At 58.4% G+C, this 23,475-nt stretch carries 24 protein-coding genes and 1 tRNA gene; 15 read left to right on the forward strand and 10 right to left on the reverse strand.

Annotated elements, in window-relative coordinates; translation table 11 throughout:
- Positions 1-79: 79 nt before the first annotated feature.
- The 4 genes from ACTG4B_RS03320 (at position 80) to ACTG4B_RS03335 (ending at position 5,259) form a co-directional block, all read left to right on the forward strand.
- A complete protein-coding gene (locus ACTG4B_RS03320) occupies positions 80-1,210 on the forward strand; it encodes an alpha-hydroxy acid oxidase (RefSeq protein ID WP_439154265.1) in 1,131 nt (376 codons plus the stop codon).
- Positions 1,211-1,300: 90 nt separating this feature from the next.
- On the forward strand, positions 1,301-4,744 hold the full coding sequence (locus ACTG4B_RS03325) for a pyruvate carboxylase (RefSeq protein ID WP_439154266.1): 3,444 nt from the start codon (positions 1,301-1,303) through the stop codon (positions 4,742-4,744).
- Positions 4,745-4,947: 203 nt separating this feature from the next.
- On the forward strand, positions 4,948-5,163 hold the full coding sequence (locus ACTG4B_RS03330; RefSeq protein ID WP_439154267.1) for a hypothetical protein: 216 nt from the start codon (positions 4,948-4,950) through the stop codon (positions 5,161-5,163).
- A gap of 21 nt (positions 5,164-5,184) precedes the next feature.
- Positions 5,185-5,259, forward strand: a tRNA-Gly gene (locus ACTG4B_RS03335).
- 512 nt (positions 5,260-5,771) lie between these two features.
- Here ACTG4B_RS03335 and ACTG4B_RS03340 read toward each other — a convergent pair.
- From ACTG4B_RS03340 to ACTG4B_RS03355, 4 genes are all read right to left on the reverse strand, one after another.
- A complete protein-coding gene (locus ACTG4B_RS03340) occupies positions 5,772-5,939 on the reverse strand; it encodes a class I SAM-dependent methyltransferase (protein WP_439154337.1) in 168 nt (55 codons plus the stop codon).
- A gap of 124 nt (positions 5,940-6,063) precedes the next feature.
- Positions 6,064-6,603: a GNAT family N-acetyltransferase gene (locus tag ACTG4B_RS03345; protein ID WP_439154268.1), complete on the reverse strand. Its 540-nt coding sequence runs from the start codon at positions 6,601-6,603 to the stop codon at positions 6,064-6,066.
- A 17-nt stretch (positions 6,604-6,620) separates the two neighbouring features.
- Positions 6,621-7,385 (reverse strand): NAD(P)H-dependent oxidoreductase, encoded by a 765-nt coding sequence (locus ACTG4B_RS03350; protein WP_439154269.1) that lies wholly within the window; start codon positions 7,383-7,385, stop codon positions 6,621-6,623.
- Positions 7,386-7,591: 206 nt separating this feature from the next.
- Positions 7,592-8,446, reverse strand: coding sequence for a universal stress protein (locus tag ACTG4B_RS03355; RefSeq protein WP_439154270.1), 855 nt, complete (start codon positions 8,444-8,446; stop codon positions 7,592-7,594).
- Positions 8,447-8,578: 132 nt separating this feature from the next.
- Here ACTG4B_RS03355 and ACTG4B_RS03360 point away from each other — a divergent pair, with 132 nt between their 5' ends.
- Both ACTG4B_RS03360 and ACTG4B_RS03365 read left to right on the forward strand, forming a co-directional pair.
- Positions 8,579-9,499, forward strand: a complete 921-nt coding sequence (locus ACTG4B_RS03360; protein WP_439154271.1) for a DnaJ C-terminal domain-containing protein — start codon at positions 8,579-8,581, stop codon at positions 9,497-9,499.
- Entirely contained in the window at positions 9,496-9,795 is a 300-nt protein-coding gene (locus ACTG4B_RS03365) for a chaperone modulator CbpM (RefSeq protein WP_439154272.1), read from the forward strand. The genes ACTG4B_RS03360 and ACTG4B_RS03365 overlap by 4 nt, the downstream gene beginning before the upstream one ends.
- Before the next feature lie 7 nt (positions 9,796-9,802).
- Here ACTG4B_RS03365 and ACTG4B_RS03370 read toward each other — a convergent pair whose 3' ends face one another.
- Positions 9,803-10,279, reverse strand: a complete 477-nt coding sequence (locus ACTG4B_RS03370) for an Hsp20/alpha crystallin family protein (protein ID WP_439154273.1) — start codon at positions 10,277-10,279, stop codon at positions 9,803-9,805.
- 132 nt (positions 10,280-10,411) lie between these two features.
- On the opposite strand from ACTG4B_RS03370, the gene ACTG4B_RS03375 reads away from it, so the two are divergent.
- Together ACTG4B_RS03375 and ACTG4B_RS03380 are read left to right on the forward strand one after the other, a co-directional pair.
- Positions 10,412-11,599: a hypothetical protein gene (locus ACTG4B_RS03375; RefSeq protein ID WP_439154274.1), complete on the forward strand. Its 1,188-nt coding sequence runs from the start codon at positions 10,412-10,414 to the stop codon at positions 11,597-11,599.
- A gap of 17 nt (positions 11,600-11,616) precedes the next feature.
- On the forward strand, positions 11,617-12,045 hold the full coding sequence (locus ACTG4B_RS03380) for a DUF2267 domain-containing protein (protein WP_439154275.1): 429 nt from the start codon (positions 11,617-11,619) through the stop codon (positions 12,043-12,045).
- Here ACTG4B_RS03380 and ACTG4B_RS03385 read toward each other — a convergent pair.
- Positions 12,042-12,713, reverse strand: coding sequence for a helix-turn-helix domain-containing protein (locus ACTG4B_RS03385; RefSeq protein WP_439154276.1), 672 nt, complete (start codon positions 12,711-12,713; stop codon positions 12,042-12,044). The genes ACTG4B_RS03380 and ACTG4B_RS03385 overlap by 4 nt on opposite strands.
- Positions 12,714-12,881: 168 nt before the next feature.
- On the opposite strand from ACTG4B_RS03385, the gene ACTG4B_RS03390 reads away from it, so the two are divergent.
- Positions 12,882-13,625 (forward strand): response regulator, encoded by a 744-nt coding sequence (locus ACTG4B_RS03390; RefSeq protein WP_439154277.1) that lies wholly within the window; start codon positions 12,882-12,884, stop codon positions 13,623-13,625.
- Positions 13,626-13,641: 16 nt separating this feature from the next.
- Here the strand turns inward: ACTG4B_RS03390 and ACTG4B_RS03395 are convergent, their stop codons facing one another.
- Positions 13,642-14,787: a site-2 protease family protein gene (locus ACTG4B_RS03395; protein ID WP_439154278.1), complete on the reverse strand. Its 1,146-nt coding sequence runs from the start codon at positions 14,785-14,787 to the stop codon at positions 13,642-13,644.
- Between the two features lie 179 nt (positions 14,788-14,966).
- Between ACTG4B_RS03395 and ACTG4B_RS03400 the strand changes: the two genes are divergently transcribed.
- Positions 14,967-15,317 carry a phasin family protein gene (locus ACTG4B_RS03400; protein WP_439154279.1) on the forward strand — a complete coding sequence of 117 codons (351 nt, stop codon included), beginning with the start codon at positions 14,967-14,969 and terminating at the stop codon, positions 15,315-15,317.
- Here ACTG4B_RS03400 and ACTG4B_RS03405 read toward each other — a convergent pair.
- The 3 genes from ACTG4B_RS03405 to ACTG4B_RS03415 are packed head-to-tail and all read right to left on the reverse strand — an operon-like array spanning position 15,314 to position 19,604.
- Positions 15,314-16,531 carry an efflux RND transporter periplasmic adaptor subunit gene (locus ACTG4B_RS03405; protein ID WP_439154280.1) on the reverse strand — a complete coding sequence of 406 codons (1,218 nt, stop codon included), beginning with the start codon at positions 16,529-16,531 and terminating at the stop codon, positions 15,314-15,316. The genes ACTG4B_RS03400 and ACTG4B_RS03405 overlap by 4 nt on opposite strands.
- A gap of 2 nt (positions 16,532-16,533) precedes the next feature.
- Entirely contained in the window at positions 16,534-18,897 is a 2,364-nt protein-coding gene (locus ACTG4B_RS03410) for an ABC transporter permease (RefSeq protein ID WP_439154281.1), read from the reverse strand.
- Positions 18,897-19,604 carry an ABC transporter ATP-binding protein gene (locus ACTG4B_RS03415; protein WP_439154282.1) on the reverse strand — a complete coding sequence of 236 codons (708 nt, stop codon included), beginning with the start codon at positions 19,602-19,604 and terminating at the stop codon, positions 18,897-18,899. Before ACTG4B_RS03415 ends, ACTG4B_RS03410 begins: the two co-directional genes overlap by 1 nt.
- A gap of 153 nt (positions 19,605-19,757) precedes the next feature.
- On the opposite strand from ACTG4B_RS03415, the gene ACTG4B_RS03420 reads away from it, so the two are divergent.
- The 5 genes from ACTG4B_RS03420 to ACTG4B_RS03440 all read left to right on the forward strand — a co-directional run bounded on the left by ACTG4B_RS03420 (position 19,758) and on the right by ACTG4B_RS03440 (position 23,475).
- Positions 19,758-19,973, forward strand: a complete 216-nt coding sequence (locus ACTG4B_RS03420; protein WP_439154283.1) for a YgaP family membrane protein — start codon at positions 19,758-19,760, stop codon at positions 19,971-19,973.
- Between the two features lie 3 nt (positions 19,974-19,976).
- Positions 19,977-20,315 carry a TIGR01244 family sulfur transferase gene (locus ACTG4B_RS03425; RefSeq protein WP_439154284.1) on the forward strand — a complete coding sequence of 113 codons (339 nt, stop codon included), beginning with the start codon at positions 19,977-19,979 and terminating at the stop codon, positions 20,313-20,315.
- Positions 20,316-20,411: 96 nt separating this feature from the next.
- On the forward strand, positions 20,412-21,500 hold the full coding sequence (locus ACTG4B_RS03430) for an MlaE family lipid ABC transporter permease subunit (RefSeq protein WP_439154338.1): 1,089 nt from the start codon (positions 20,412-20,414) through the stop codon (positions 21,498-21,500).
- On the forward strand, positions 21,500-22,276 hold the full coding sequence (locus ACTG4B_RS03435) for an ABC transporter ATP-binding protein (protein WP_439154285.1): 777 nt from the start codon (positions 21,500-21,502) through the stop codon (positions 22,274-22,276). The genes ACTG4B_RS03430 and ACTG4B_RS03435 overlap by 1 nt, the downstream gene beginning before the upstream one ends.
- On the forward strand, positions 22,276-23,475 hold the full coding sequence (locus ACTG4B_RS03440; RefSeq protein ID WP_439154286.1) for an MlaD family protein: 1,200 nt from the start codon (positions 22,276-22,278) through the stop codon (positions 23,473-23,475). The genes ACTG4B_RS03435 and ACTG4B_RS03440 overlap by 1 nt, the downstream gene beginning before the upstream one ends.

Raw genomic sequence — 23,475 nt, forward strand, 5'->3', positions numbered from 1 at the left:
TTCTTCTGTTTCCAAATACCTTCGCCGAAGGCATCCTGCCACTTGCCAAACGCGGCACAGCCGCACTAGCGTGCCCGCCATGACATTGCACGCCCGCTACCCCGCCATCGCTGATCTGAAATCCCGCGCCCGCAGGCGTATTCCGCATTTCGTCTGGGAATACCTTGATAGCGCCACAGGGATAGAGTCGACACAGGCCCGCAACCGGACTGAACTGGACAAGGTGCTTCTCACCCCGTCGATCCTGCATGGTGAATTCACGCCCGATCTGTCCACGACGTTTCTGGGGAAACACTTTCCGCTGCCCATCGGGATCGCACCAGTGGGCATGTCGGGTTTGGTCTGGCCGGGGGCCGAACAGATGCTGGCCCGCACGGCGGCGCGCGAAAACATCCCCTTTACGCTCTCCACCGTGGCCAGCCAACTCCCCGAAGACGTGGGGCCACTGGCCGGGGACCATGCATGGTTCCAGCTTTACCCGCCGCGCGATCCCGAGATTCGCAAGGATATCCTGAGCCGGGCAAAGGCGTCGGGTTTCACCACGCTGGTGCTGACGGTGGATGTGCCGGTTGCGTCGCGACGCGAACGGCAGACACGGGGCGGGCTGACCAACCCGCCGAAACTGACACCTCGGCTGGCGTTGCAGGCAGCACAATGTCCCGCATGGCTGAATGGCATCCGCAAGACCGGCATGCCGCGCCTGCGCCTGATGGAAAGTTATTCGGATATCAAGACGGCCCTGCCCTCCAACCAGCATATCGGGTATCTGCTGCGCACTTCGCCTGACTGGAACTACGTGACCTGGCTGCGCGATCACTGGGATGGCCCGCTGATCGTCAAGGGCGTGCTGCGGCCCGGCGATGTCGGGCGACTGGAACAGGCAGGCGTCGATGCGATCTGGGTCAGCAACCATGCGGGCCGCCAGTTTGACGCGGCCCCCGCCACGATCGAAGTGCTGCCGCAGATCCGCGCCGCAACGACACTGCCGATCATCTTTGACAGTGGGATCGCATGTGGCCTGGACGTATTGCGCGCCATGGCGCTGGGGGCGGATTTCGTGATGTTGGGGCGCGCATTTCATTACGGGCTCGCCGCTCTGGGGGAACCGGGTGCTGCGCATGTGCTGGATATCCTGCGGCAGGACATGATCAGCAACATGGGTCAGATCGGTGCGCGTGATCTGAAAGAATTGCCCAACACGCTTCGTTAGCGCTAACACTAATGCATGCAAAGGTCTGGACATCTGCGCGCGCCTGCCTAAAAATGCTGCAACTGCGAAAAGATTGCCAAAGGAACACCCATGGCCGACTTCAAGAAAATCCTCATTGCCAACCGTGGTGAAATCGCGATCCGCATCATGCGCGCCGCCAACGAGATGGGCAAAAAAACCGTCGCCGTCTTTGCCGAAGAAGACAAACTGGGCCTGCACCGGTTCAAGGCGGACGAGGCGTATCGCATCGGCGAGGGCATGGGTCCGGTGGCCGCTTATCTGAGCATCGAGGAAATCATTCGCGTGGCCAAGATGTCCGGCGCGGATGCGATCCATCCCGGCTATGGGTTGCTGTCGGAAAACCCCGACTTCGTTGATGCCTGTGTCGCCAACGGCATCACCTTCATCGGTCCCAAGGCCGAGACAATGCGCAAACTGGGTGACAAGGCCAGCGCCCGCCGCGTCGCCATGCAAGCCGACGTCCCGGTCATCCCCGCAACCGAAGTGCTGGGCGACGATATGACCGCCATCAAGAAAGAGGCGGCCGAAGTCGGTTATCCGCTGATGCTCAAGGCGTCATGGGGCGGCGGTGGCCGGGGCATGCGCCCGATCATGGACGAATCCGAACTGGAAGAGAAGGTGCGCGAGGGCCGCCGCGAGGCGGAAGCCGCATTCGGCAATGGCGAAGGTTATCTGGAAAAGATGATCATGCGCGCCCGCCATGTCGAGGTGCAGATCCTTGGGGACAGCCATGGAGCCATCTATCATCTGTGGGAACGCGATTGTTCCGTGCAGCGCCGCAACCAAAAGGTCGTAGAGCGCGCGCCCGCCCCCTACCTGTCCGGCACACAGCGCGAACAATTGTGCAATCTGGGCAAAAAAATCTGCGCCCATGTAAATTACGAATGTGCGGGTACCGTCGAATTCCTGATGGATATGGACAGCGGTGAATTCTATTTCATCGAAGTAAACCCCCGCGTGCAGGTTGAACACACCGTGACCGAGGAAGTAACCGGCATCGACATCGTCCGCGCGCAAATCCTGATCGCGGAAGGCAAATCACTGGTCGAGGCGACGGGCTGCGCGTCGCAATATGACGTGAAACTCGACGGACACGCCCTGCAATGCCGGGTGACGACAGAGGACCCGCAAAACAACTTCATCCCCGACTATGGCCGCATCCAGATGTATCGCAGTGCGACCGGGCCGGGCATCCGGCTTGATGGCGGCACCGCCTATTCGGGGGCCGTGATCACCCGTTACTACGACAGCCTGCTGACCAAAGTGACAGCGCGCGCGCCAACCCCCGAAATGGCGATTGCGCGGATGGACCGCGCCTTGCGCGAATTCCGTATTCGCGGCGTGTCCACCAATATCGCCTTTGTTGAAAACCTGCTGAAGCATCCGACGTTTCTGAACAATGAATACCACACAAAATTCATCGACGAGACGCCCGAACTGTTCAAATTTACCAAGCGGCGCGACCGGGCGACCAAGATCCTGACCTATATCGCGGATATCACCGTAAACGGGCATCCGGAGACCGCGGGCCGCCCGCTGCCGCACGCCGACATCAAGAAACCCCGCCCGCCGGTGCGCCCAACCACAGATGTCACGCCCGGCACCCGCCAGATCCTTGACCAGTTCGGGCCAGAGGCGGTGGCAGACTGGATGCGTGACCAGCCGCACCTGCTGATCACCGATACCACCATGCGCGACGGGCACCAGTCGCTGTTGGCGACGCGGATGCGGTCAATCGACATGATCAACGCTGCCCCCGCATATGCCGCGAAGATGCACCAACTTTTCAGCGTAGAATGCTGGGGCGGGGCCACGTTTGACGTGGCCTATCGGTTCTTGCAGGAATGCCCATGGCAGCGCCTGCGCGATATCCGCGCGGCCATGCCCAATATCATGACGCAGATGCTGCTGCGCGCGTCCAACGGGGTGGGCTATACCAACTATCCCGACAACGTGGTGCAGGCGTTTGTGGCCCAGGCCGCTGACAGCGGGGTCGATGTGTTCCGCGTGTTTGACAGCCTGAATTGGGTCGAAAACATGCGTGTGGCGATGGATGCGGTGATTGCCGCGAACAAGGTCTGCGAAGGCACGATCTGCTATACCGGCGACATGCTGGACCCCGACAGGGCCAAATACGACCTGAAATACTATGTCGGCATGGCCAAGGAGCTTGAGGCCGCAGGCGCGCATGTGCTGGGCCTGAAAGACATGGCCGGGTTGTTAAAGGCCCCTGCCGCGTCCGCCCTGTTCAAGGCATTGAAACAAGAAATCGGCTTGCCGATCCATTTCCACACGCACGACACGTCGGGCGCGGCGATTTCGACAGTGCTGGCTGCCAGCGCCGCCGGTGTCGATTGCGTCGACGCGGCGATGGACGCGCTGTCAGGCAATACATCGCAGCCCACGCTGGGTTCGATTGTCGAGGCACTGCGCAGCACCGACCGTGACACAGGCCTTGATATCAAGGCAATCCGCGAGATTTCGAACTATTGGGAACAGGTGCGCGCCCATTACACCGCCTTCGAGTCCGGGCTTCAGGCCCCCGCATCCGAAGTCTATCTGCACGAGATGCCCGGGGGGCAATTCACCAACCTCAAGGGACAGGCCCGGTCTCTGGGACTTGAAGACCGCTGGCACGAGGTCGCACAGACGTATGCCGATGTGAACGCGATGTTCGGCGACATCGTCAAGGTTACGCCGTCTTCCAAGGTTGTGGGCGATATGGCGCTGATGATGGTCAGCCAGGGCTTGACCCGCGCGCAGGTCGAAGATCCCGACGTCGATGTGGTATTCCCTGACAGCGTGGTGGACATGATGCGCGGCAGTCTGGGCCAACCTCCCGGCGGCTGGCCAAAGGCGATCCAGAACAAGATCTTGAAGGGCGAAAAGCCGATCACCGAACGGCCTGGAAAATCTCTCCCTCCCCTCGATCTGGAGGACATCCGCGCAGATCTTTCCCAACAGTTGGAGGGCAAGCCTGTCGATGACGAAGACCTGAACGGCTATCTGATGTATCCCAAGGTGTTCCTTGACTACATGGGGCGGCACCGGACGTATGGGCCTGTGCGCACCCTGCCGACGCGCACGTTCTTTTACGGCATGGAACCAGGAGAGGAGATCACCGCAGAAATCGACCCCGGCAAGACGCTGGAAATCCGCCTGCAAGCGGTGTCGGACATCAACGAGGACGGCGAGGTCAAGGTGTTCTTTGAACTTAACGGCCAGCCCCGCACGATCCGCGTGATGAACCGGCTGGCAGCGGCTGAAAAGGTGCAGCGCCCCAAGGCAGACGTTGCCAACCCCAACCATATCGGCGCACCGATGCCCGGCGTGGTGGCGACGGTATCTGTCGTGGTCGGCAAACACGTCAAGGCGGGCGACCTGTTGCTGACCATCGAGGCGATGAAAATGGAAACCGGCCTTCACGCCGAACGCGATGCGGTGGTCAAGGCCGTGCATGTGCAGGCCGGCAGCCAGATCGACGCCAAGGATTTGCTGGTAGAGTTGGAGTAAACAGCTTTCGCGGTCTGCCCAATCGCATTGGCGATTTCCTTTTGCTTTGAGGGTCGCAAAAGAAGGGTGGCGCCCAGGGATACGCAGACGTAATTTCTGCTGGCCCGCGCGGTTGGCGATAGACCAACACAATCGGCAATCAAGGCGGTGACCGTGTCTGGTTGTGCCTACAGACCGAAGATTCCGAGCGGGATCACACTGCCATGCAAGCCCGCGTCGTGCATTTCGAAGAGCCGCCACGCGACGAACCTTATGGCCGTGTGGCGCTTTTCAAGGACCCTTTCGGCAACCGCTGGGATATGATTGAAAGCGTGATGGAGGGCCACACGGGGCCGCCTGCCCTTGTCGCAGTTCGGCCCGCAGGAAAATATGACGCTATGTGCAATTTTACCCTTGCAGAGCATGCCGAGTCTTTATAGATCAGCCCTCACTGATCGGATGCGGGCGTAGCTCAGGGGTAGAGCATAACCTTGCCAAGGTTAGGGTCGAGAGTTCGAATCTCTTCGCCCGCTCCAGTTCGGTGCCAATAAAAACAAGGACTACAGCACAAGTTGTAGTCCTTGTTTTTATTGGGCAAGTCATTTTAGCGGCCTTCACATCAACAGATGTGAACAGACAAGGTGGCAAATTGCGCGAGGCGGATGCTTCGGCTTCATTGCTCTACCGGTCAGATTCGCCCGCAACCGTTTGCTTGTCACTTTCCGGATACGAAAAAGTCACAGCGTGCACCTTCGCACAGCGGGCGTCCGAGGGCGCAAGATATTTTCATTTAAACGAATGTCTGTTTCGGGCGGCGGATTCAACTGATCGACACAATCCCTTGATCTTTAAATAAAAGAAGGACTGTCGTGGATGGAATATTGTCGCAGGATTTTTTTCGGCCGCGCAGCGCACCGAGATTTGGGACCGTTGGCAGCGTGGAAAGTCAATGCGTTCAATTGGGCGCGCGTTTAAGCGTGGATCCGCGTCAGTGTCTTCAGTTATTTCGCCGACGGGGGCATGCGCCCGCTAGAACGCGAGCGCGGGCCTATCTTGCTGCGTCTTTCGAAGCGGGCAGAGTATGAAGCAATCCTTGCGAGTGCTTGTCTGTCATAATATCGATCAATTTCTCAAGCGTGTCGATGGCAACCAATTCACCCACATACCGCGCAACTTTAGGGGCAAGCGACCCGGTCCCGCATCCAAAATCAAGTATCCGCCTTTATGTCCGGCCTAAGCCACAGATATCAGCCGTGCCCACCAAGGACGCCAAAGCCTGATCTGTAAATGATCAGACGTCCGAGCTGTCATTTCAGCCATTTGCGTGGTCGTTTCGTGTGTCAGTCATCCGACAGGTGCTTTTTCATAGAGACGGTACTGCCGCTTCGCGCCACCTCTGCCCAACCCAAGTGCTGATAGAGACGAACATTCTCAGGCATATCAACGTGGGTGTTCAGGCGCATTTCGTTAAACCCCTGACGGACAGCCTCGCGTTCTGCAAACTCGGCTAGTTTGCGTCCCAGACCTGTCCCGCCATGATCCGGATGGACCGCCAGGTTCGCCAGTTTCATGAACCCCTCATCGGCGACAAGAACGAGGCCAGCAATGACCTTATCGTCTAGCGCGGCAACCCAGACCTGATTAATGGCAATGTCTTCTGCACACCCGTCGGAAACAGGGGGCAAATCGGAGATGCGCCCAGCGTATTGGGCATATGCCGCGTCGATGCAGGACGCCAACGCAAGGGCATCCTTTGCTTGTGCATGGCGTATGACAGGATCGCGGGTCGTCAAATCATTTCCAGCCACCGGACTTTCGTTGCGTGGCTTGGTCGTAACGCAGAACTCAAAGCCTTTGAAGCAGACATTGATACGCTTCATAACATTTGAAAATTCCCTCAGGGGTCTTTTCTGATAAAATGGCTATAACTTGGACGATCTGCTTTTAGAGCACCATTTTCATCAAAGTCAGTGTCCGCGTTGAATCGAAAAAAGGCGCGGCTGTCGAATTCCGTCATGAGCCTGTCTTGTGCATCCAAGACGCCTGCAAGGCGATCGTGAAGGACCTCCTGCCGCGCGCCCCGGTGGTATCCATGAACGCCATGCACGATTTCGGGAACTGCAACCGAAAACCCAAGGTACCGCAATGTGTAAGCTGCGGGCCAAAGCAACATCTGTATGTCGCCCTCTTTCCCGTTAAAGGCGCTCTCTTTTTCGTTAGAGCCGGTGGTGACGCAAAACAGCGCCTTTTTGCCCCGAAAGTGACCCGCGTCAAAGCGATGCTGCACACAGTGAAGCTCGCCATGGGCAAGGACACGATCAAACCAGCCTTTGAGAATTGCCGGAGGCGCAAACCACCAGATCGGAAAGTGAAAGACGACACGGTCTGCACGCCGTAGCTTTTCGATTTCCGCTTTTACGTCTGCGGGAAGCAGATGCTGAGCGGCGGCCTCTTCCTGCGCCTTGAGCGCATCGAAGCAGGTATCAGTCGGTCGGTGAGGATAATGGCTGGCACGTTCGACGGGATCGAATCCCATTGCCACGAGATCAGAGCATAGAACAGTATCACCCAAGGCTTCACAGGCGCGCCGGGTTGCGTTTGCCCACGCACCGTTGAAGGAGCGCGGATCAGGATGCGCCAGAACAATAAGGGTAGTGGTCAAGGCAGGCTCCGAAACATCACATGAACGACATGTCGCTTTCAAACAGCTATCGAAGCCCCTGGCAACGCGATAGCCGCTGTAGGCGAGATTCTGCGGATGATGCCTACCGGTTAAATTTTGTTGTGTGGCAAATAGCGTGACGGTCTGGCCGCTGGGATATGCAGATGACGGACCGGGCAGACATCTGCCTGACCGGCCCGGTCGTATCAATGCGCCAGAAAGACCGCCGCGTCTTTCTGATCGACCATGCTGCGGGTCGTGCCGCCAAATACGGCCTCGCGGACCCGCGTATGCCCATAGGCCCCCATGACGATCAGATCGGCGCCCACACCGCTTGCGTGTTCGCGGATCGCCTTGCCCAATTCGACGCCGGCAGAATCATATTGCCGCACAGTCACATTGCAGCCGTGATGGCTTAGCCATCTGGCAAGATCGGCACCGGGTTCTTCACCGTCAGCGGTTTCGTTCTTGACCGCATCGAATGTGGCGATCGTCACCTGCTTGGCTGCGACCAGCATCGGCAGCGCCTCGCGCACTGCGCGGGCGGCAGGTTTGCTGGTGTTCCATGCGATGAATACATGCGCAGGCTGCAACGGTTTTTCGGTGCGGTGCGGGTTCAGCACGATCCCGGCAGGAGATTTGAACAGCACCCCGTAAAGCAGATTGCGGAAGGCATCGTCATAGCTGCGCAGATCGTCCTGAATCACCGCCACATCGCAAAGCATCGCGCGTGGTGCCACCACATCATCCAGACTTGCGGGAAAAGTGCAGATGACCCCTGCTTCGCCCGAAACGCCTTCTTTTTCGAAGAAATGATTGGTCTGCTTGCGTTTTTCATCAAGATCACGCGCCAGAGACTCACGCTCCTCGACCCATTTGTGCGGAATTTCGACAGCGCCGTAAGGCATCCCGCCATAGGCATAGGCCGGGATCGGCTCGGTCGGGCCAATGTGCAGGACCGAAAGATGCGCATCCTGCGCGCGCGCCGTATCGGCCAGATAAGACAGGTCTGCCTCTGTCCCCTGGGGACCTTGCAGGACAAGTATGGTTTGTTTTCGCATGACCGGCTCCTTTATGCATTGGCTGCTGATCAGTCGTATCGGAGCGGACAACATTTGAAATTGAGATGGATCAATCTTTGCATCAGCCCCACCCGCTAGCCTGCGCCGCAGGGGAAGCTACGGGGTTTGGGGATGGCGCAAGACGATTTCTATAAAACCTTGGGTGTCGCGCGCGATGCCACCCCTGACGAAATCAAGCGCGCCTATCGCAAACTTGCCCGAAAATACCACCCCGATGTGAACGCCGGAACCGAGGCCGCAGCCAGATTTCAGGCTATCGGGAATGCCTATGATGTCTTGCGTGACCCCGAAAAAAGGGCGGCATACGATAAATTTGGCCCGGAATGGGAAAGTCTGCAACATCAGCAGGAGCAACAGCAAAACCGCTGGAGCGGCGGCTATGGTTTTGCGCCTGAAGACATGAGCCGGGCCGATGCCGGGATTTTCGAGGATTTCTTCGATGCCTTCGGGCAGGATACTTTTGGCAGGCGTGCCTCGACTCGACCGGCGGCCCAACATGCGCGCATCGACATCAACCTAGAGGATGTCTTCAAGGGTGCCCGCAAAACGCTGGAACTGCGGATGCCTGATGTGGACGCACAAGGGCGGGTCGAGTGGCGCGACCAGCAGATTGCCGTCGACATCCCCAAGGGGATCGTCGCCGGGCAGCACTTGCGCCTGAAGGGCATGGGCAGCCAAGGGGCCGATCTGATCCTCGAGGTGGCCCTGAAATCCCATCCGACCTTTCGCGTTGATGGGCGGGACATATCGGTCACGCTTCCCGTGACCCCATGGGAGGCCGCATTGGGGGCCAAGGTCGCGATGCCGACACCCGGTGGCAAGGTGCAGATCACTGTCCCGCCCAATGCGCGCAGCGGGCAGAGGTTGCGGCTGAAAGGCCGTGGATTGCCGGGGCCCAAGCCGGGCGATCTTTATGCCGAACTGCAAATCATCAACCCGCCCGTCAAAACCGCAGAGGCCCGGGCGTTCTATGAACGCATGGCCAAAGAGTTGAATTTTGATCCCCGCAAAGATCAAGGAGGAAGCAGATGAAACTTGCCGACAGTGACCATATCGAAATCATCGAAACACTGAGTTTGGGCGAATTGAGCCATTTTTGCCATGTGCAGGCAGAGTGGGTTGTGTCGCTGGTGGATTACGGCGTACTGGACCCGCTGGGAGCCGACGCCGGGGATTGGCGGTTCACGCCGCCAAATGTATTGCGGGCCCGCAAGGCGCGCCGTCTGACGCATGATCTCGGGCTGAACCTTGCCGGTGTCGCGCTGGTGCTGGACCTGATCGAAGAACGCGACGCACTGGCCCGCAAACTGGCGCAACTTGCCCATTGACGCCGGATCAGGCGGTGGTGATTTCAATCCGGCGTGCGGTTGGACTGGCCCCGGCAGGTTTGCGGATTGTCAGCCGCAGCACCCCGTTTTCAAACACCGCCTTGACCCCGTCATCACCAGGCACAAAGCCCAGCGGGATAGTGCGGTGGAAGGTGCCATAGCTGCGTTCAGACAAACGATAGCTGCCCTGACCTTCTTCCCGTTCATCACGTTTCTGTCCTTGCAGGATCAGCTGATCCTTGTCGATCGTCACCGTGATGTCATCCTTGTCCACGCCCGGAACCTCGGCGATCACATCCAGCGCATCATCACTTTCCGACACATCGATGGCCGGCACCATCTGCCCTGATGCGCCAAGCCGGAACGATCTATCGCCCAGTTCCGGATTGAACCGTAGCCGGTCGATCAGGCGCTCCATCTCTTCCTGAAGTGTTTCAAGAAACGGATGCGGGCTGTTTGGTTGCGGGGGAAATTGGGTATTCATCTGGTTTCCTTTCCGTGACCTGGGAACGCCAGAGCCATACCTCTCTGGCCCGCGATCAGATTGACCCTGCTCAATTCCAAACCGCCATGCTGCGCTAAGAATGGGCAATCCGAACGCAAAACAGGTATCGTCATGCGGAATGTCAGCAAAATTATCGTTCTGGTTGCCCAGTTGCTGGTCACCGCGGCCACAGCCGAGACTGTGTCAACCACCAATGGCGGTGACAGCTTCATGGCCGGGTCGACCATCAGCCAAACCTATGATGCGCCTGGTGACATCTTTGTCGCGGGCGAGGTTGTCACGATCAGCGGCCAGTCGGACGGGGATGTGCATATCGCAGGCATGAATGTCGAGGTGGACACCAACACCAACGCCGATCTGTATGCCGCTGGCGCCACTGTCACTGTCCGGGCCGATGTGGCGCAGGATGTGACCGCCATGGGCTATACAGTGCGTCTTTCGCCGGGTGCGGCGGTCGGGGGCAATGCCCGTCTCTTGGGCCGTGCGCTTGTTGTTAACAGCCCCATTGCGGGGGCGCTGACAGCCGCCGGCGGCGAAATCGCCCTGAACAGCGTCATCCAGGGCGATGTGCGGTTGACCACGGACAATATGACGTTTGGGCCGGATGCGCAGATCATGGGGCAGCTTGTATATGCATCGCGGTCCGAAATCGACATCCCAGAACGGGTTATTTCAAGTGATCGTGTGCGGTACGAACGCCTGACACGCGGGATGGGCTGGGACGATATGCGCGACACCTGGGAAGAGGTCGAAATGCCGGCTCTGCCGACTTTCATTTCGCTTTTTTCGGTCTTTTTGATCACGCTTGCCTTTTTTGTGCTGATTGGCAGCATCTTTTTGACGTTCGCCCCCAAACATGTGTCACGGATGCGTCGCGATATCACCAACCGGCCCGGACATATCTTTCTGCTTGGGATCGTTGGGTTGTCGATGCTGTTCGGCCTGATCCCGATCACGGCGCTGACCATCGTTGGCATTCCTTTTGTGCCCTTCGGTATCCTGCTGATCATTCTGGCGTGGACGCTGGGGTATCTGCTTGCCGCCTATGCCATCGCCATGCGCGTCATGGCAGCCGCAGGCGGGCCTGCCGATCCGTCACTGCTGATCCGTCTGGTCGTGCTGGCGGTCGCAGTCTGCGTGGTGACGCTGCTGAACTTTATCCCCTTCGTGGGCTGGATCATAAACTATACCCTTGTTTTGCTGGGTGTTGGCGCGATGACAGCTGCACTGTTCAACCGGCTGATCGGCAATCCAGGCTATGCGCTGGATGTCGACATGAAACCGACTGAACCCGAATAACAAACCGGAGACCGACCATGACACGCACCATCCATGTCTTTGAACGCACCGTCCATGAAGCCCACGATTGGGTCAACGAATTGTCCGGGCGTCTGGGCTGGACCAGCGAACGCGACGTGCTGCGTTTGTTGCGCACCGTTCTTTGCAACATCCGCGACCATCTGCCCGTAAACGAGATGGCACAGTTTTCCGCGCAACTGCCGATCGTGCTGCGGGGAATGTATTTCGAAGGCTGGCAACCCAAAAAGACACCGGTCAGGGAACGTCATGCTGCAGATTTCATCGCAGCAGTCGAGGATGAGGTCGGCGATGTGCTGGATTACAGCGGGATGCAAGACATCAAGGCGGTCTTTAATGTGATCAATGCCCGCATTTCACGGGGCGAGGTTGAAGACGTGCGCGCCAACCTGCCCCTTGAATTGCAGGACCTATGGCCTGCGCCCTAGTTATTGCCCTCGGCCATGTCGCGCAGGGCGTCAGGCTTGAGAATGATGACCGTATGCACGCGATCCAGCGCGATGACGTTGGATTTGCGTAGCCGGGTAAAGGTCCGGCAAACGGTTTCCGTGGTCAGCCCCAGAAAATCGGCGATGTCGGACCTGCTCATCGGCAGGTCAAACTGCGTAAACTGGCCCAAAGGCAGACCCACCCTTTCTTGCAGGGTCAGCAGAAACGACGCGACCCTTTCACCGGCAGATTTGCGGCCCAGCATCAGAAAATGATCCTGCATCGCGCTGATTTCACGCAGCGCCGCCTGAAGCAGGCGCGCACGCAGCGCCACGTTGCTGGTCGGGCTTTCCAATGCGCTGCGGTTATGCACAACCACCGTCGTCGGAAGCAGCGCATCGCAATCGGTGTGGTATTCGCCGTCGCTGGGAAACCCCACGACATCACCTGGATAGCCAAAGGCGATCACCTGACGCCGCCCGTTTTCCATGACACGTGTCAGGCGCAGCACCCCACTGACAACTTCATAGATGTTGCGGGCATTCTGTCCTTCGTGAAAAAGATGTTTTCCTGCACAGACCCTGTGCAAATGTCGCTGCTGCGCAGGTCGTGCACGCTGCAAGGCACGAAATTCTTCAAACTGTTCATTAGGTCGTGTAACATACATGTTGCTTGCCCCCAGGTTGGTAGAACCTTAAACATGATGGTGTATTGTCCTTTCCGTATTGCTCTGCTTGTAACCGTTTGTATCAAATTGTAATCTAGGTTGTGTCACTGCGGGCCATGCAACACGGTCAATGAAATTCATACATTCGATAAAACCACGGTGATTGACATGTCCGAATCGACGATCTTGATCGTTGACGATGATCCCAAGGTCAGAAAGACGCTCAGGCTGACTCTGGAAAGTGAAGGTTACACCGTCGCCGAGGCGGCGGACATGTCGTCGTGTCTTGCCATTGTCAAATCTATGCAGCCTGATCTTGTCACGCTTGATCTGCAGATGGGTGCAGACGATGGTTTGGACATCGCGCGCAATATCCGGTCTTTTTCGCAGGTTCCGATCATCATGGTCACCGGCAAGAACGATGTCATCGACCGGGTCGTCGGCCTTGAACTGGGTGCTGATGATTATATCACAAAACCCTTTCATGTCCGCGAAGTGCAGGCGCGGGTGAAATCGGTGTTGCGCAGGCATCGAACGGTCACCTTCGTTGACGACCAGAAAGGCACCCCCGTTTCAACGCTTTATTTTGACGGCATGAAAGCACGAATTGACCGGTTCGAGCTGATCGGCCGGGACGGACATTCCGTCGATCTGACAAGCGGCGATTTCAAACTTTTGCGCGTATTTCTTGAAAATCGCAAGCGGACCCTGTCGCGCGAAATGTTGATGGATCGGGTCGGCGGGACGGAATGGTCGCCACTTGACCGAACGATCGATAATCAGGTCGCGCGCCTGCGCAAAAAGATCGAACGCGACCCCACGCAACCCCGCCTGATCAAGACAGTGCGCGGGATCGGCTATGCATTTTCATCCGAAGTGCAGCACGAAGAAGAACCCGCTGGAAATGACTGACGCTTGTGCTTTGTGATCAGGCCACGTTTCGCAGCCCTCTGCCGACTGACTGGACAAGGTCCATATAGCCCACCAGATCAGCCAGCGTGATGACACCCTCCAACCGATGCCCCGTTGCCACCAGAAACTTGCGCCGCCCGGTCTGCAACAGGCGGCGCAGCACGGATTCAGCCGTATCATCAGGGGTGACGGTATTTTCCGCGCTGGACGCCACATAAACGTCGCCAACAGATATTTGCGGCCAGTTTTCTGGGTCGATACCGCGCAGGATATCAAGGTCAATGTAACCCAAAAGGACATTGTGATCGACCACCTGCACGAAACTGACACGGCGGCGCAGGATATAGTGATCGACCAGTGTCGTCAGCGTTTCATCCGGCAGGATCGTGACGGGCGCGGGCGTCATCATGTGGCGCACTGTCTTGCCCGCAAGCATCTTGCGCATCCGCAAATCTTCATAGGCCCCGCGCCCCGAGGCCAGAATGAACATACCGATGATGACGATCCACAAGCTGCCCAGCTGGCCGGTCATGACCACATTGAACAGCCCCAGACCGATCAGACCGTAAGCCACATAGCCGCCGATCGTTGCGGCGCGTTCGGTCGCTTGCAACTGATCGCCCATCCGTTTCCATAAAACCGCGCGCATCACGCGCCCGCCATCCATCGGAAAAGCTGGCAACAGATTGAAAACGGCAAGCACGGTGTTGGCCAGAGCCATATAGGCAAACAGCGCCGTGACCAGTTCCGGCAACGACAGCACGCGGGCCAGCAACGTCACCGTCCAGAACAGAAACGCCAGCGCGAAACTGGCGGCGGGTCCGGCCAGCGCGATCCAGAATTCGGCACCCGGTGCGCGTGGTTCGCTTTCAAGTTCCGCAACCCCGCCAAAGACAAAAAGGGTGATGCCCTTGATCTGCACGCCGCATCGGCGCGCGACCAGCGAATGAGACAATTCGTGCACGATCAACGAGCCGAACAAACCCAGCATAGATACCACCGAAAGCACCAGAATGCCCGTAGGTGTCGTATCGGTCAGGGTTTGCGGGAAATACCCGGTTGCAAGGCTCCAAACCAACAGAAACGCGATGAAGAACCAACTGGGATCGATCTTTACATCGTAACCCAGCAACTTGAAGATGGTGAATGATCGGCTGAACATTTTGCGATCCGCTCTGCTTTGACGCAGCCTAGCGCGGTGTTTGAGCGGCAACATTGACTTGCGTCAGGCAGCGGCGCGCACTGCCCTTGCGCACAGCGGAACCTTGATCAGGATCAATCACACAGGCCGACACCGGGTTTATCAAGACACCAGCCGCATATCAGAAAAAGGGCAATGTCATGGCAAAATCCCCCGAAAAGACCGATAGCGAAGAACAGGTTCACGCAACACTGGCGCATTTGCAGGAGGCCGGGCTTGGATCGCTGGCATGGATGGGAACAGCCTGGACCGAGGCAATCTCTCAGCTGGGTAGCGAAATGATCAGCTTTGTTGCCGAACGCATTCAGGAAGACGTCAAGACCCAGACCGAAATCCTGCAATGCAAATCCCTGACCGAGCTGCAACAGGCGCAGGCTGCATTTCTCGAACGCGCATATGTGCAATATACGGTCGAAACCGGCAAGCTGATCAAGCTGAGCACCGATATTTTTCCCGCCTTGCCCTCCGACGGCAAATCGACGCCCGTTTAATTTGCAAGCGTGCTGCGCAGCACGATCCGCTGCCCTGCCGACAGCGCGTCATTGGGATGCACGACAACGCGATCACCTTCAACCAGCCCGTCCAGCACTTCTGCGTATTGGTTGCTCCGGCGACCCAATTTAATCTCGCGTTCGATAACGGTGTTGTCGATGGCTAGAAACACAACCCATGTGCCATCCCGTTTGAAAATTGCGCTCAGCGGCACTTGCAGGGCATCTTTCGCCTCCCATTCCACGATGCGCAAGAAAACGGCAAAGCCATCGCCAAGCGTCCTGCGTTCCTGCGGCGGTGACGTGATGTCAAAAAAGGCGTCGACCCGCTGTTCCTCGATCCCGAGTGCCGACACCTTGGTTCTTGCCGATGGCGCAATATGCGTCAGCGTCGCCTGCAAGGTGTCATCCCCGCCCCACCGTTCAACCGTCGCAACAGAGCCCGGCCCGATGCGCACCGCATCGCTGGACAAAAGATCGGCCACGATTTCCAGATCGGTCGGATCACCCACGCTGAGCAATGGGGCGCCGGTGCTGACGGGGCGTTCACTTTCGCTTGCCACCGACAGAACGACCCCGTCCGCAGGCGCATAGATCCGCAGACAGCACCCTTCGGCAACCTGTTCCAGGGTGTCCGGTTCTCGCAACAACGTCCTTGTGCGCGCCAGCGTGCTTTGGGCCATGTCGATGCGTGCCTGCGCGGCCTCGACTGATGCATTGGCGACGGCCAGTCGCTGCGCGGCATCCTCCAGTCGGGTCAGCGATGCGACGCCCCGTTCGACCAGCGTCTGTGCCCGATCATATTGTGACTGGGCAAGGGTCTGTTCATCCCGTGCCTTTTCCAGGTCCGTTTCCGCGACATGGACAGCGGCCTCTGCCTCTTGCACGCTGGCTTCGGCCTGCAACAGGCTGCGACTGTCCAGCAGGCCGGGCGTGGTCGGCCTGACCGATGCAACCAGGGTTTGTCCGGCAACGACCTGATCCCCCACGGCGACGGGCGACCGCATGGCGGTACCCGTGATCGGGCTTGCTACTTCGTAGATGTCGCGAATACGAGTCTCACCATCGGCATTGATCGTCACCTGAAGCAGACCACGGTCAACTTTGTGCAGATCCACAGGGATCGGATCGGGCCGAAATGCCACAAAGGCGAGCCCCGCCATCACGGTGACACCAAGGCCCACAAGAACAAATGTGCGTGGTTTCCAGGACATTTTCATTCTCTCACTTTCATGACTGCGACAAGGCTTTGTTTATCCAACCGTCGCCGGACGATCATCACCGACGCAAAGGCCGCGAACAGCACGACAAGGCTGGCCTTGGCGAACATCGCCGGGCGCAGGACCAGCGGGATATTGTAAAGATCGCTTGAAAACCCGTTGACCATCGCCTGTGCAATCTGCGCGCCGATCAGCCAGCCCAACGGTTGCGCGAGAAAGGCCAGCAACATGGTTTCCCCGATCAGAATGTAGGACACCTCGCCGCGCGTAAACCCGAGAATTCGCAGGCTGGCCAGTTCGCGGGCGCGTTCCGAAAGCTGGATGCGCGCGCCATTATAGGCCACACCGATGGTGATGAGCATGGAAATGACGATATAGACTGTGTTCATCACCACCACGTTTTCACCGATGGTTTCCGTGAATGTCCGGCGCGAATCCGACATCATGACGATGCTGATCAGCTTGGGAATATCCTTGAGCCGTTCATGCAGGTCCGCGACCTGGCTGTCGTCAAGCGACACATTGACCATGGAAATGCGCGGCGACTGGCGCAGCAGGCTGTTGACATAGACCAGATCCATATACGCACCCATTCCGAAGAACTGGTTGATCACGCTGGTCAGGGTCACCGTCAGCGTTTCCTGCCGGCCACCCAGAAATTCGACTTCGAAACTGTCCCCGACCGTCAGCTCCAACTGGTCAGCCAACCTTTTTGACAATACGATCCCGCCCGGCGGCGCATTGATCTGCTGGCCGCTTGTGTCGATCACCCGGCTCAGGTCCACGTCAGGGCGGCGCGCCTCGATTGCGGCGCGTTTTTCATGCGGGCCATGGCGCAGGATCGCTGGGTGGGTCTGCTGGCCTTCGGCCTGTAGCACAGCCGGCAGGTCGGCAGCGGTTTCGATTACGCTTTCTGGCATGTCGTTGGCGAAGACCAGCATCGCGTCCTGCCGGTTGGTTTCGTAGAACGCGCTATCCACGATTTTGTCCAGCGCATCGTTCATAAACGACGGGGCCACCACGGTGGCCACCGCGAGTGCCAGTCCCAACGTCGTCAACGCACTGCGCAAAGGCCAGCGAAACAGGCTGCGCAGGATCATGATCGTCTGCTGGCGCAACCGCATGGCCGCCATGGCGCGGTCGATGAAGGACCGTTTGAACTGCGGCGGTGCGGGCGGTTGCATGGCGATGGCCGGTGCCAGACGGGCCGCGCGCAGGGCCGCCTGCGCCGCCCCCAGCGTGGTGGTCAGCAAGGCAGCAATGCCCGAAAAGCCGTAGACCCACGGCGACGTTCCAAAGATCAGGAACGGAAACTCGAAGTAAAGCGCATATTGTTGCGACAGCCACCGCGCCAGCCAACTGCCCACACCCCAGCCGATCAACACACCGGCCACCGCAATCAGCGCGGCCAGCATCAGGTAATGCAGGCACACCTCCAGATCCGAATAACCAATCGCCTTGAGCAGGCCGATCTGGCTGCGTTCCAACGCAATGATGCGCCCCATCACCATACTGACCAGAAACGCAGAAATACCAAAGAATATCGGTGGCAGCACAGCGGCCATGGTGCGCAACTGTTTGATTTCGGCGTCGATAAAAGAGTCTGAGGGATGCAGGCTTCGGTCATGCGCACCCAGCCCGCCATAGGGCTCAAGCAGCGTATCCACCCGGTCGATCACCGCCTCGGGCAGTGCGTTGGCTGTCAGTTTCAGTGCGATGTCGTTAAAGGCACCCGCCATGTCAAAGGCGGCTGCAACTGCGGGTTCGGACATCCACAATATCCCGAAGGTCGCATTGTCGGGCATCAGCGCACCCGGGCCGATCGTGTAGATAAATTCCGGCGAAAGCGCCGTGCCGGTGATCGTCAGCACCCGTTTGCGCCCGTTGAGGTTTGCCAGAAACATATCCCCCGGCACGAAACCGTTTGCTTGCGCAAAAGGTTCATTCACCATCACCTCGTCCGTGGCGTCGGGCGCAGGAAAGCGCCCGCTGCGCAGGATCGGCACGTTCAGCTGCGGGGCGCGGTCGGTTGGCAGCGACAGGATGCGGCCTGTGACGCTTTCGGTCACGCCGGACAGGTCAAGCACGGCATCCCCGACAATACGCGCCTCGATGGCCCAGACGCCGTCGATGGCGGCAATCTCGGGCAGCAGTGTTTCCGGCGCGCGCCGCACATTGGCAAAAATGTCAGCGAAGCGGTTGCGCTCGTAGTATGTGTCGCGCGTGTCGCTCAGCGCCTTGTTCATCCCCATGGCCGCAAGCAGGATCGCCACGCCGCAAGCCAGCACAAGTGCAATGGCCAGCGCCTGTTTCCACAAACGCCCGAAATCGCGCAGCAATTTTTGATCAAGCGCCTGCATCACCAGACAATCTCGGACGGGGCGATGCGGGTCTCGTTCACTTTCACATCGCTGATTTTGCCATCCTGAAACTGGATCACGCGGTGCGCCATCTTCTGGATATCCGCGTTGTGGGTGATGATGACCGTCGTCGTGCCAAAACGCGCGTTGATGTCCTCCAGCACCTCAAGCACCTGCACCCCGGTCGTGCTGTCCAACGCGCCCGTGGGTTCATCGCACAACAGGATCTCAGGGCGTTTCGCGATCGCGCGGGCAATCGCCACGCGCTGTTGTTCGCCACCCGACATTTCAGACGGGAAGTGATCGATCCGCTTTTCAAGACCAACCAGCGCAAGCGCTTCTTCGGCTGGCATCGGATCCACCGACACATCGGTCACCAGTTGCACATTTTCACGCGCAGTCAGGCTGGGCACGAGATTGTAGAATTGAAACACGAACCCGACATGATCGCGGCGGTATCTGGTCAGCGCGCGGTCGGACATGTCGGTCAGTTCCGTATCCCGAAACCAGACCCGCCCCTCGGTCGCGTGGTCCAAGCCCCCAAGGATGTTCAAAAGAGTCGATTTTCCGCTACCTGACGGGCCAAGCAGCACCGTCAATTCACCTGCGTAAAGTTCAAGATCGACACCACCCAAGGCAACGACCTTGACCGTCCCGGTTTGATACACTTTGGTCACGCCCCGGGTTCTGAAAACGACCTCTGGCACGGCTAGCCCTCTTTTCGTCTGGTCATGCGCAATCTGGTTGATCCATGGCCGTTTCACATTGAGGCAGATCAATATAAAATCGGCCCGGCCGGTTAATATGAAAAAGGCTTTATACAGCCTTTTTCAGAATTATTCCGCCAAAAGGAGGTCATGATGACCGCAAACGTAGGAACATGGGATCGACTGCTCCGGATCATACTTGGCGTCGCATTGATCGTCGCACCGCTGATCAACTTCATGGGATTGGGCAGCACATCGACGTTGGCCTATACTCTGATGGGAATAGGCGTCATACTTGTCGTGACAGGGGCGTTCAAATTCTGCCCGTTGTATCGGCTTTTTGGGGTCTCTACCTGCCAATTGGGCTAAGACATGGATATCAGGCGCATCACAGATGATTTTGCGATCAGCGACCAGCTGACCCAAAAGGATGTCACACAGGCACATGCATTGGGGTATGAAACGATCCTTTGCATGCGCCCGGATGGCGAAGAACCGGCACAACCGCTGTTCGAAGACATCGAAAGGGCGGCGAAAACCACGCAGATCACCGCAAAATACCTGCCCGTTCCGGCAGCGGGCCCGACGGATGACAACGTGGCCGATTTCGCCAAGATATACAAAGACCTGCCCAAACCGGTTCTGGCGTATTGCAGATCGGGCGGGCGGGTTTTGAAGACCTTTCAACGTGCGTTTCCAAAGGACGCATAGCGTGTATTATCTTCGGTCATGGACTTCTCGCACTGCAGAGGCACGCCATGCACCGGCATTTCCGCAGGCAGTGCGCGCGTGACGCAATTGCCACGGATGACCATGGATGGGGACGCCATCACCCTTGACGGTGATCTGGTGATCAGCACGATTGAAAGCGTGAACTGGAGCGCCGTAGCGGACAGCACGGCCAGCGCCATAGACATCGGTGCTGTCGACCGGCTGGATACGGCCGGAGCTTGGGCAATCTTGAAATTGCAGCGCAGATTGACCCAGGCCGGACGCAAGCCAACAATCACTGGCGCAACCGATCTGCAAACCGACCTGTTGGCCACCATCGAAAACAACATGCCCGATGACGGCGCGCCCGCCACCCCGCGCGTGACCGTCGCGGACCGGCTTGAATCGTTTGGCCACAGCACTGTGCGGGGCGTCGGGCAGGCCATCGCAATCACCGGGTTTCTGGGTCAGGTCGTTGCCACGATCGGCTATCTGGTCCTGCACCCCCGGCAAGTCCGCTGGACCGCGATGTTTCACCACATGCAGCAGGTCGGGCTAAGTGCCGTGCCCATCGTGGCGCTCATGGCATTTCTGATCGGTGTCGTGCTGGCATTTCAGGGGGCCGCGCAGTTGCGCCAGTTCGGGGCAGAAGTGTTCGTGGTCGATCTGATTTCAATCTCGATCCTGCGCGAACTTGGGATTCTATTGACCGCGATCATCGTGGCGGGCCGGTCCGGTTCGGCATTTACCGCCGCAATCGGGTCTATGAAAATGCGCGAGGAAATCGACGCCATGCGCACGCTCGGGCTTGATCCGGTGACCATCCTTGTGGTGCCGCGCACCATGGCGTTGATTTTCATGCTGCCGGTTCTGGGCGTTATCGCGAATTTCTCGGGGCTGGTCGGCGGCGCACTGATGTCGTGGTTCGAACTGGGGGTCTCACCGGGGGTTTTCCGTATCAGGTTTGCCAGCAACACGGATGTCTGGCACTTTGGGGTCGGCATGATCAAAGCGCCGTTTTTTGCGCTGATCATCGGGATTATTGGCTGTTATGAAGGCATGCAGGTCAAGGGCGACGCAGAATCGCTAGGCCGCCTGACATCGCTGTCGGTGGTGCTGTCCATCTTTCTTGTGATCACCGCTGATGCACTGTTTTCGATCTTTTTCGCTGTTGTGGGTGTATGATGTCCGACGATACGATTATCAGCGTGCGCGGCCTTGTGACCCGTTTCGGCACACATGTGGTGCATGATGGGCTGGATCTTGATGTGCACCGCGGAGAGATCATCGGCGTTGTTGGCGGCTCTGGCACCGGCAAATCTGTGCTGTTGCAGTCCATTGTGGGGCTTTTGAAACCCGCCGAGGGGCAGATCAGTGTTTTCGGACAAAGCGTCAGGGATACATCCGAACGTGAAACCCGCGAAATGCGCAAACGCTGGGGCGTGATGTTTCAGGATGGCGCGCTTTTTTCATCGCTGAACGTGCGCCAGAACGTCGAAGCGCCGATGCGCGAACAGACCGACCTGAGCGCCGAAACCCGCACAGCCCTTGCCGACATCAAGATCCGCATGGTCGGCCTGCACGAGGATGCATTGACGAAACTGCCGGCAGAATTGTCGGGTGGCATGCGCAAGCGTGCGGGATTTGCGCGCGCCATCGCGCTTGACCCGGAAATCGTGTTTCTGGACGAACCCACAGCCGGGCTGGACCCGATCGGCGCGGCGGCCTTTGACAAGCTGATTGCACAACTGCGCGCCGCACTTGGATTGACGGTTTTTCTGGTGACCCATGACCTTGACAGCCTGCACGCGATCTGTGACCGCATCGCAGTGATCGCCGAAAAGCGCGTTATCGCCACAGGCACGATGGCAGAGATGCAGAATGTCGATCATCCTTGGGTCGCGGCCTATTTCAAAGGCCCGCGCGCCCGGGCCGCATTGGCGCAAAAGGAGATCACCTGATGGAAACACGCGCCCACTTTATCCTTGTCGGGCTTTTCACGATCCTTGGCATTCTGGGTGGGCTGGGTTTTTTCATCTGGTTGGCCAGTGTCCAGATCGACCGTCAATATACCCGATACGGTATTCTGTTCGAAGATGTGACCGGCCTTGATCAATCGGCTGATGTGTTTTTCAACGGCGTCAACGTCGGGCGGGTGGTCGGCATCCGAATTTGGGAAATCGACCCTCGCATGGTCTATGTCGGCATCGAAATCGACTCGGACGCGCCTGTCAACGAGGGCACGGTAGCCCAGATCGAATCTCTGGGTGTCACCGGCGTCGCCTATATCGCGCTGGCTGGCGGCCCCCCCGGTGCGGGCCCCCTCACGCGCTCGGCTGACGGGCATGCGCTGATCCCGTCGCGGCGATCACCGATGCAATCACTGCTGAACAGCGCCCCGGATCTCGCAGAAGATGCCGCTATCGTCGTCGACCAGTTGCGCGAAATGACAGGCTCGGAAAATCAGGCCCTCCTGCGAAACATCCTGCAAAACATCGACACCGCCAGCCAAGAACTGGATACGGCGCTGACTGACTTTTCGGAAATCACCACGTCGATCGGCGACGCGGCAGTGCAGATCACCGACTTTACCGACCAACTGGCCGAGTTTGGCAAGGCCACCGAAAGAACCCTGGGCGTGGCAGATGAAACCATGGCCACGATCAACCGGACATTTGAAAACGCAGACACCGCGATATCGGCCCTGCCCGGTGCGATCGAGGACGTCAGCGCAACACTCGCCACCATCGATGAATTCATCAACACGGGCCTTGCCCCCCTGACAGACGCATTGGACCTGACGCTGGAAAACGCCGATACGGCACTTGCCAGCATGGATAGCGCGTTCGCCAATGCGGATCGGATCATGACAACAGACCTTGGCCCTGTCTTGTCTGATGCCCGCACCGCATTTTCCGAACTGGCAGAGGCCACTGCCGGCGTCACGGATGTGATCCCGGCAATCGTCACCGACCTGCGCAGTACCGTCGCCGAGGTGCGCAGCGCCATATCCGCCGCAGCCCCCGGTATGCGCGATTTCGGCCAGTTGGGCGGCGAGGCAAGGGCGTTGATCCGATCCATCAATGCGCTGGTGCAGCAGATTTCGCGCGATCCGGCGGGGTTTGTTTTGCAGAACCCGGTCCCGGACTACAGGAGATAG

Source organism: Yoonia sp., assembly GCF_965660735.1.
Classification (GTDB): Bacteria; Pseudomonadota; Alphaproteobacteria; order Rhodobacterales; family Rhodobacteraceae; genus Yoonia.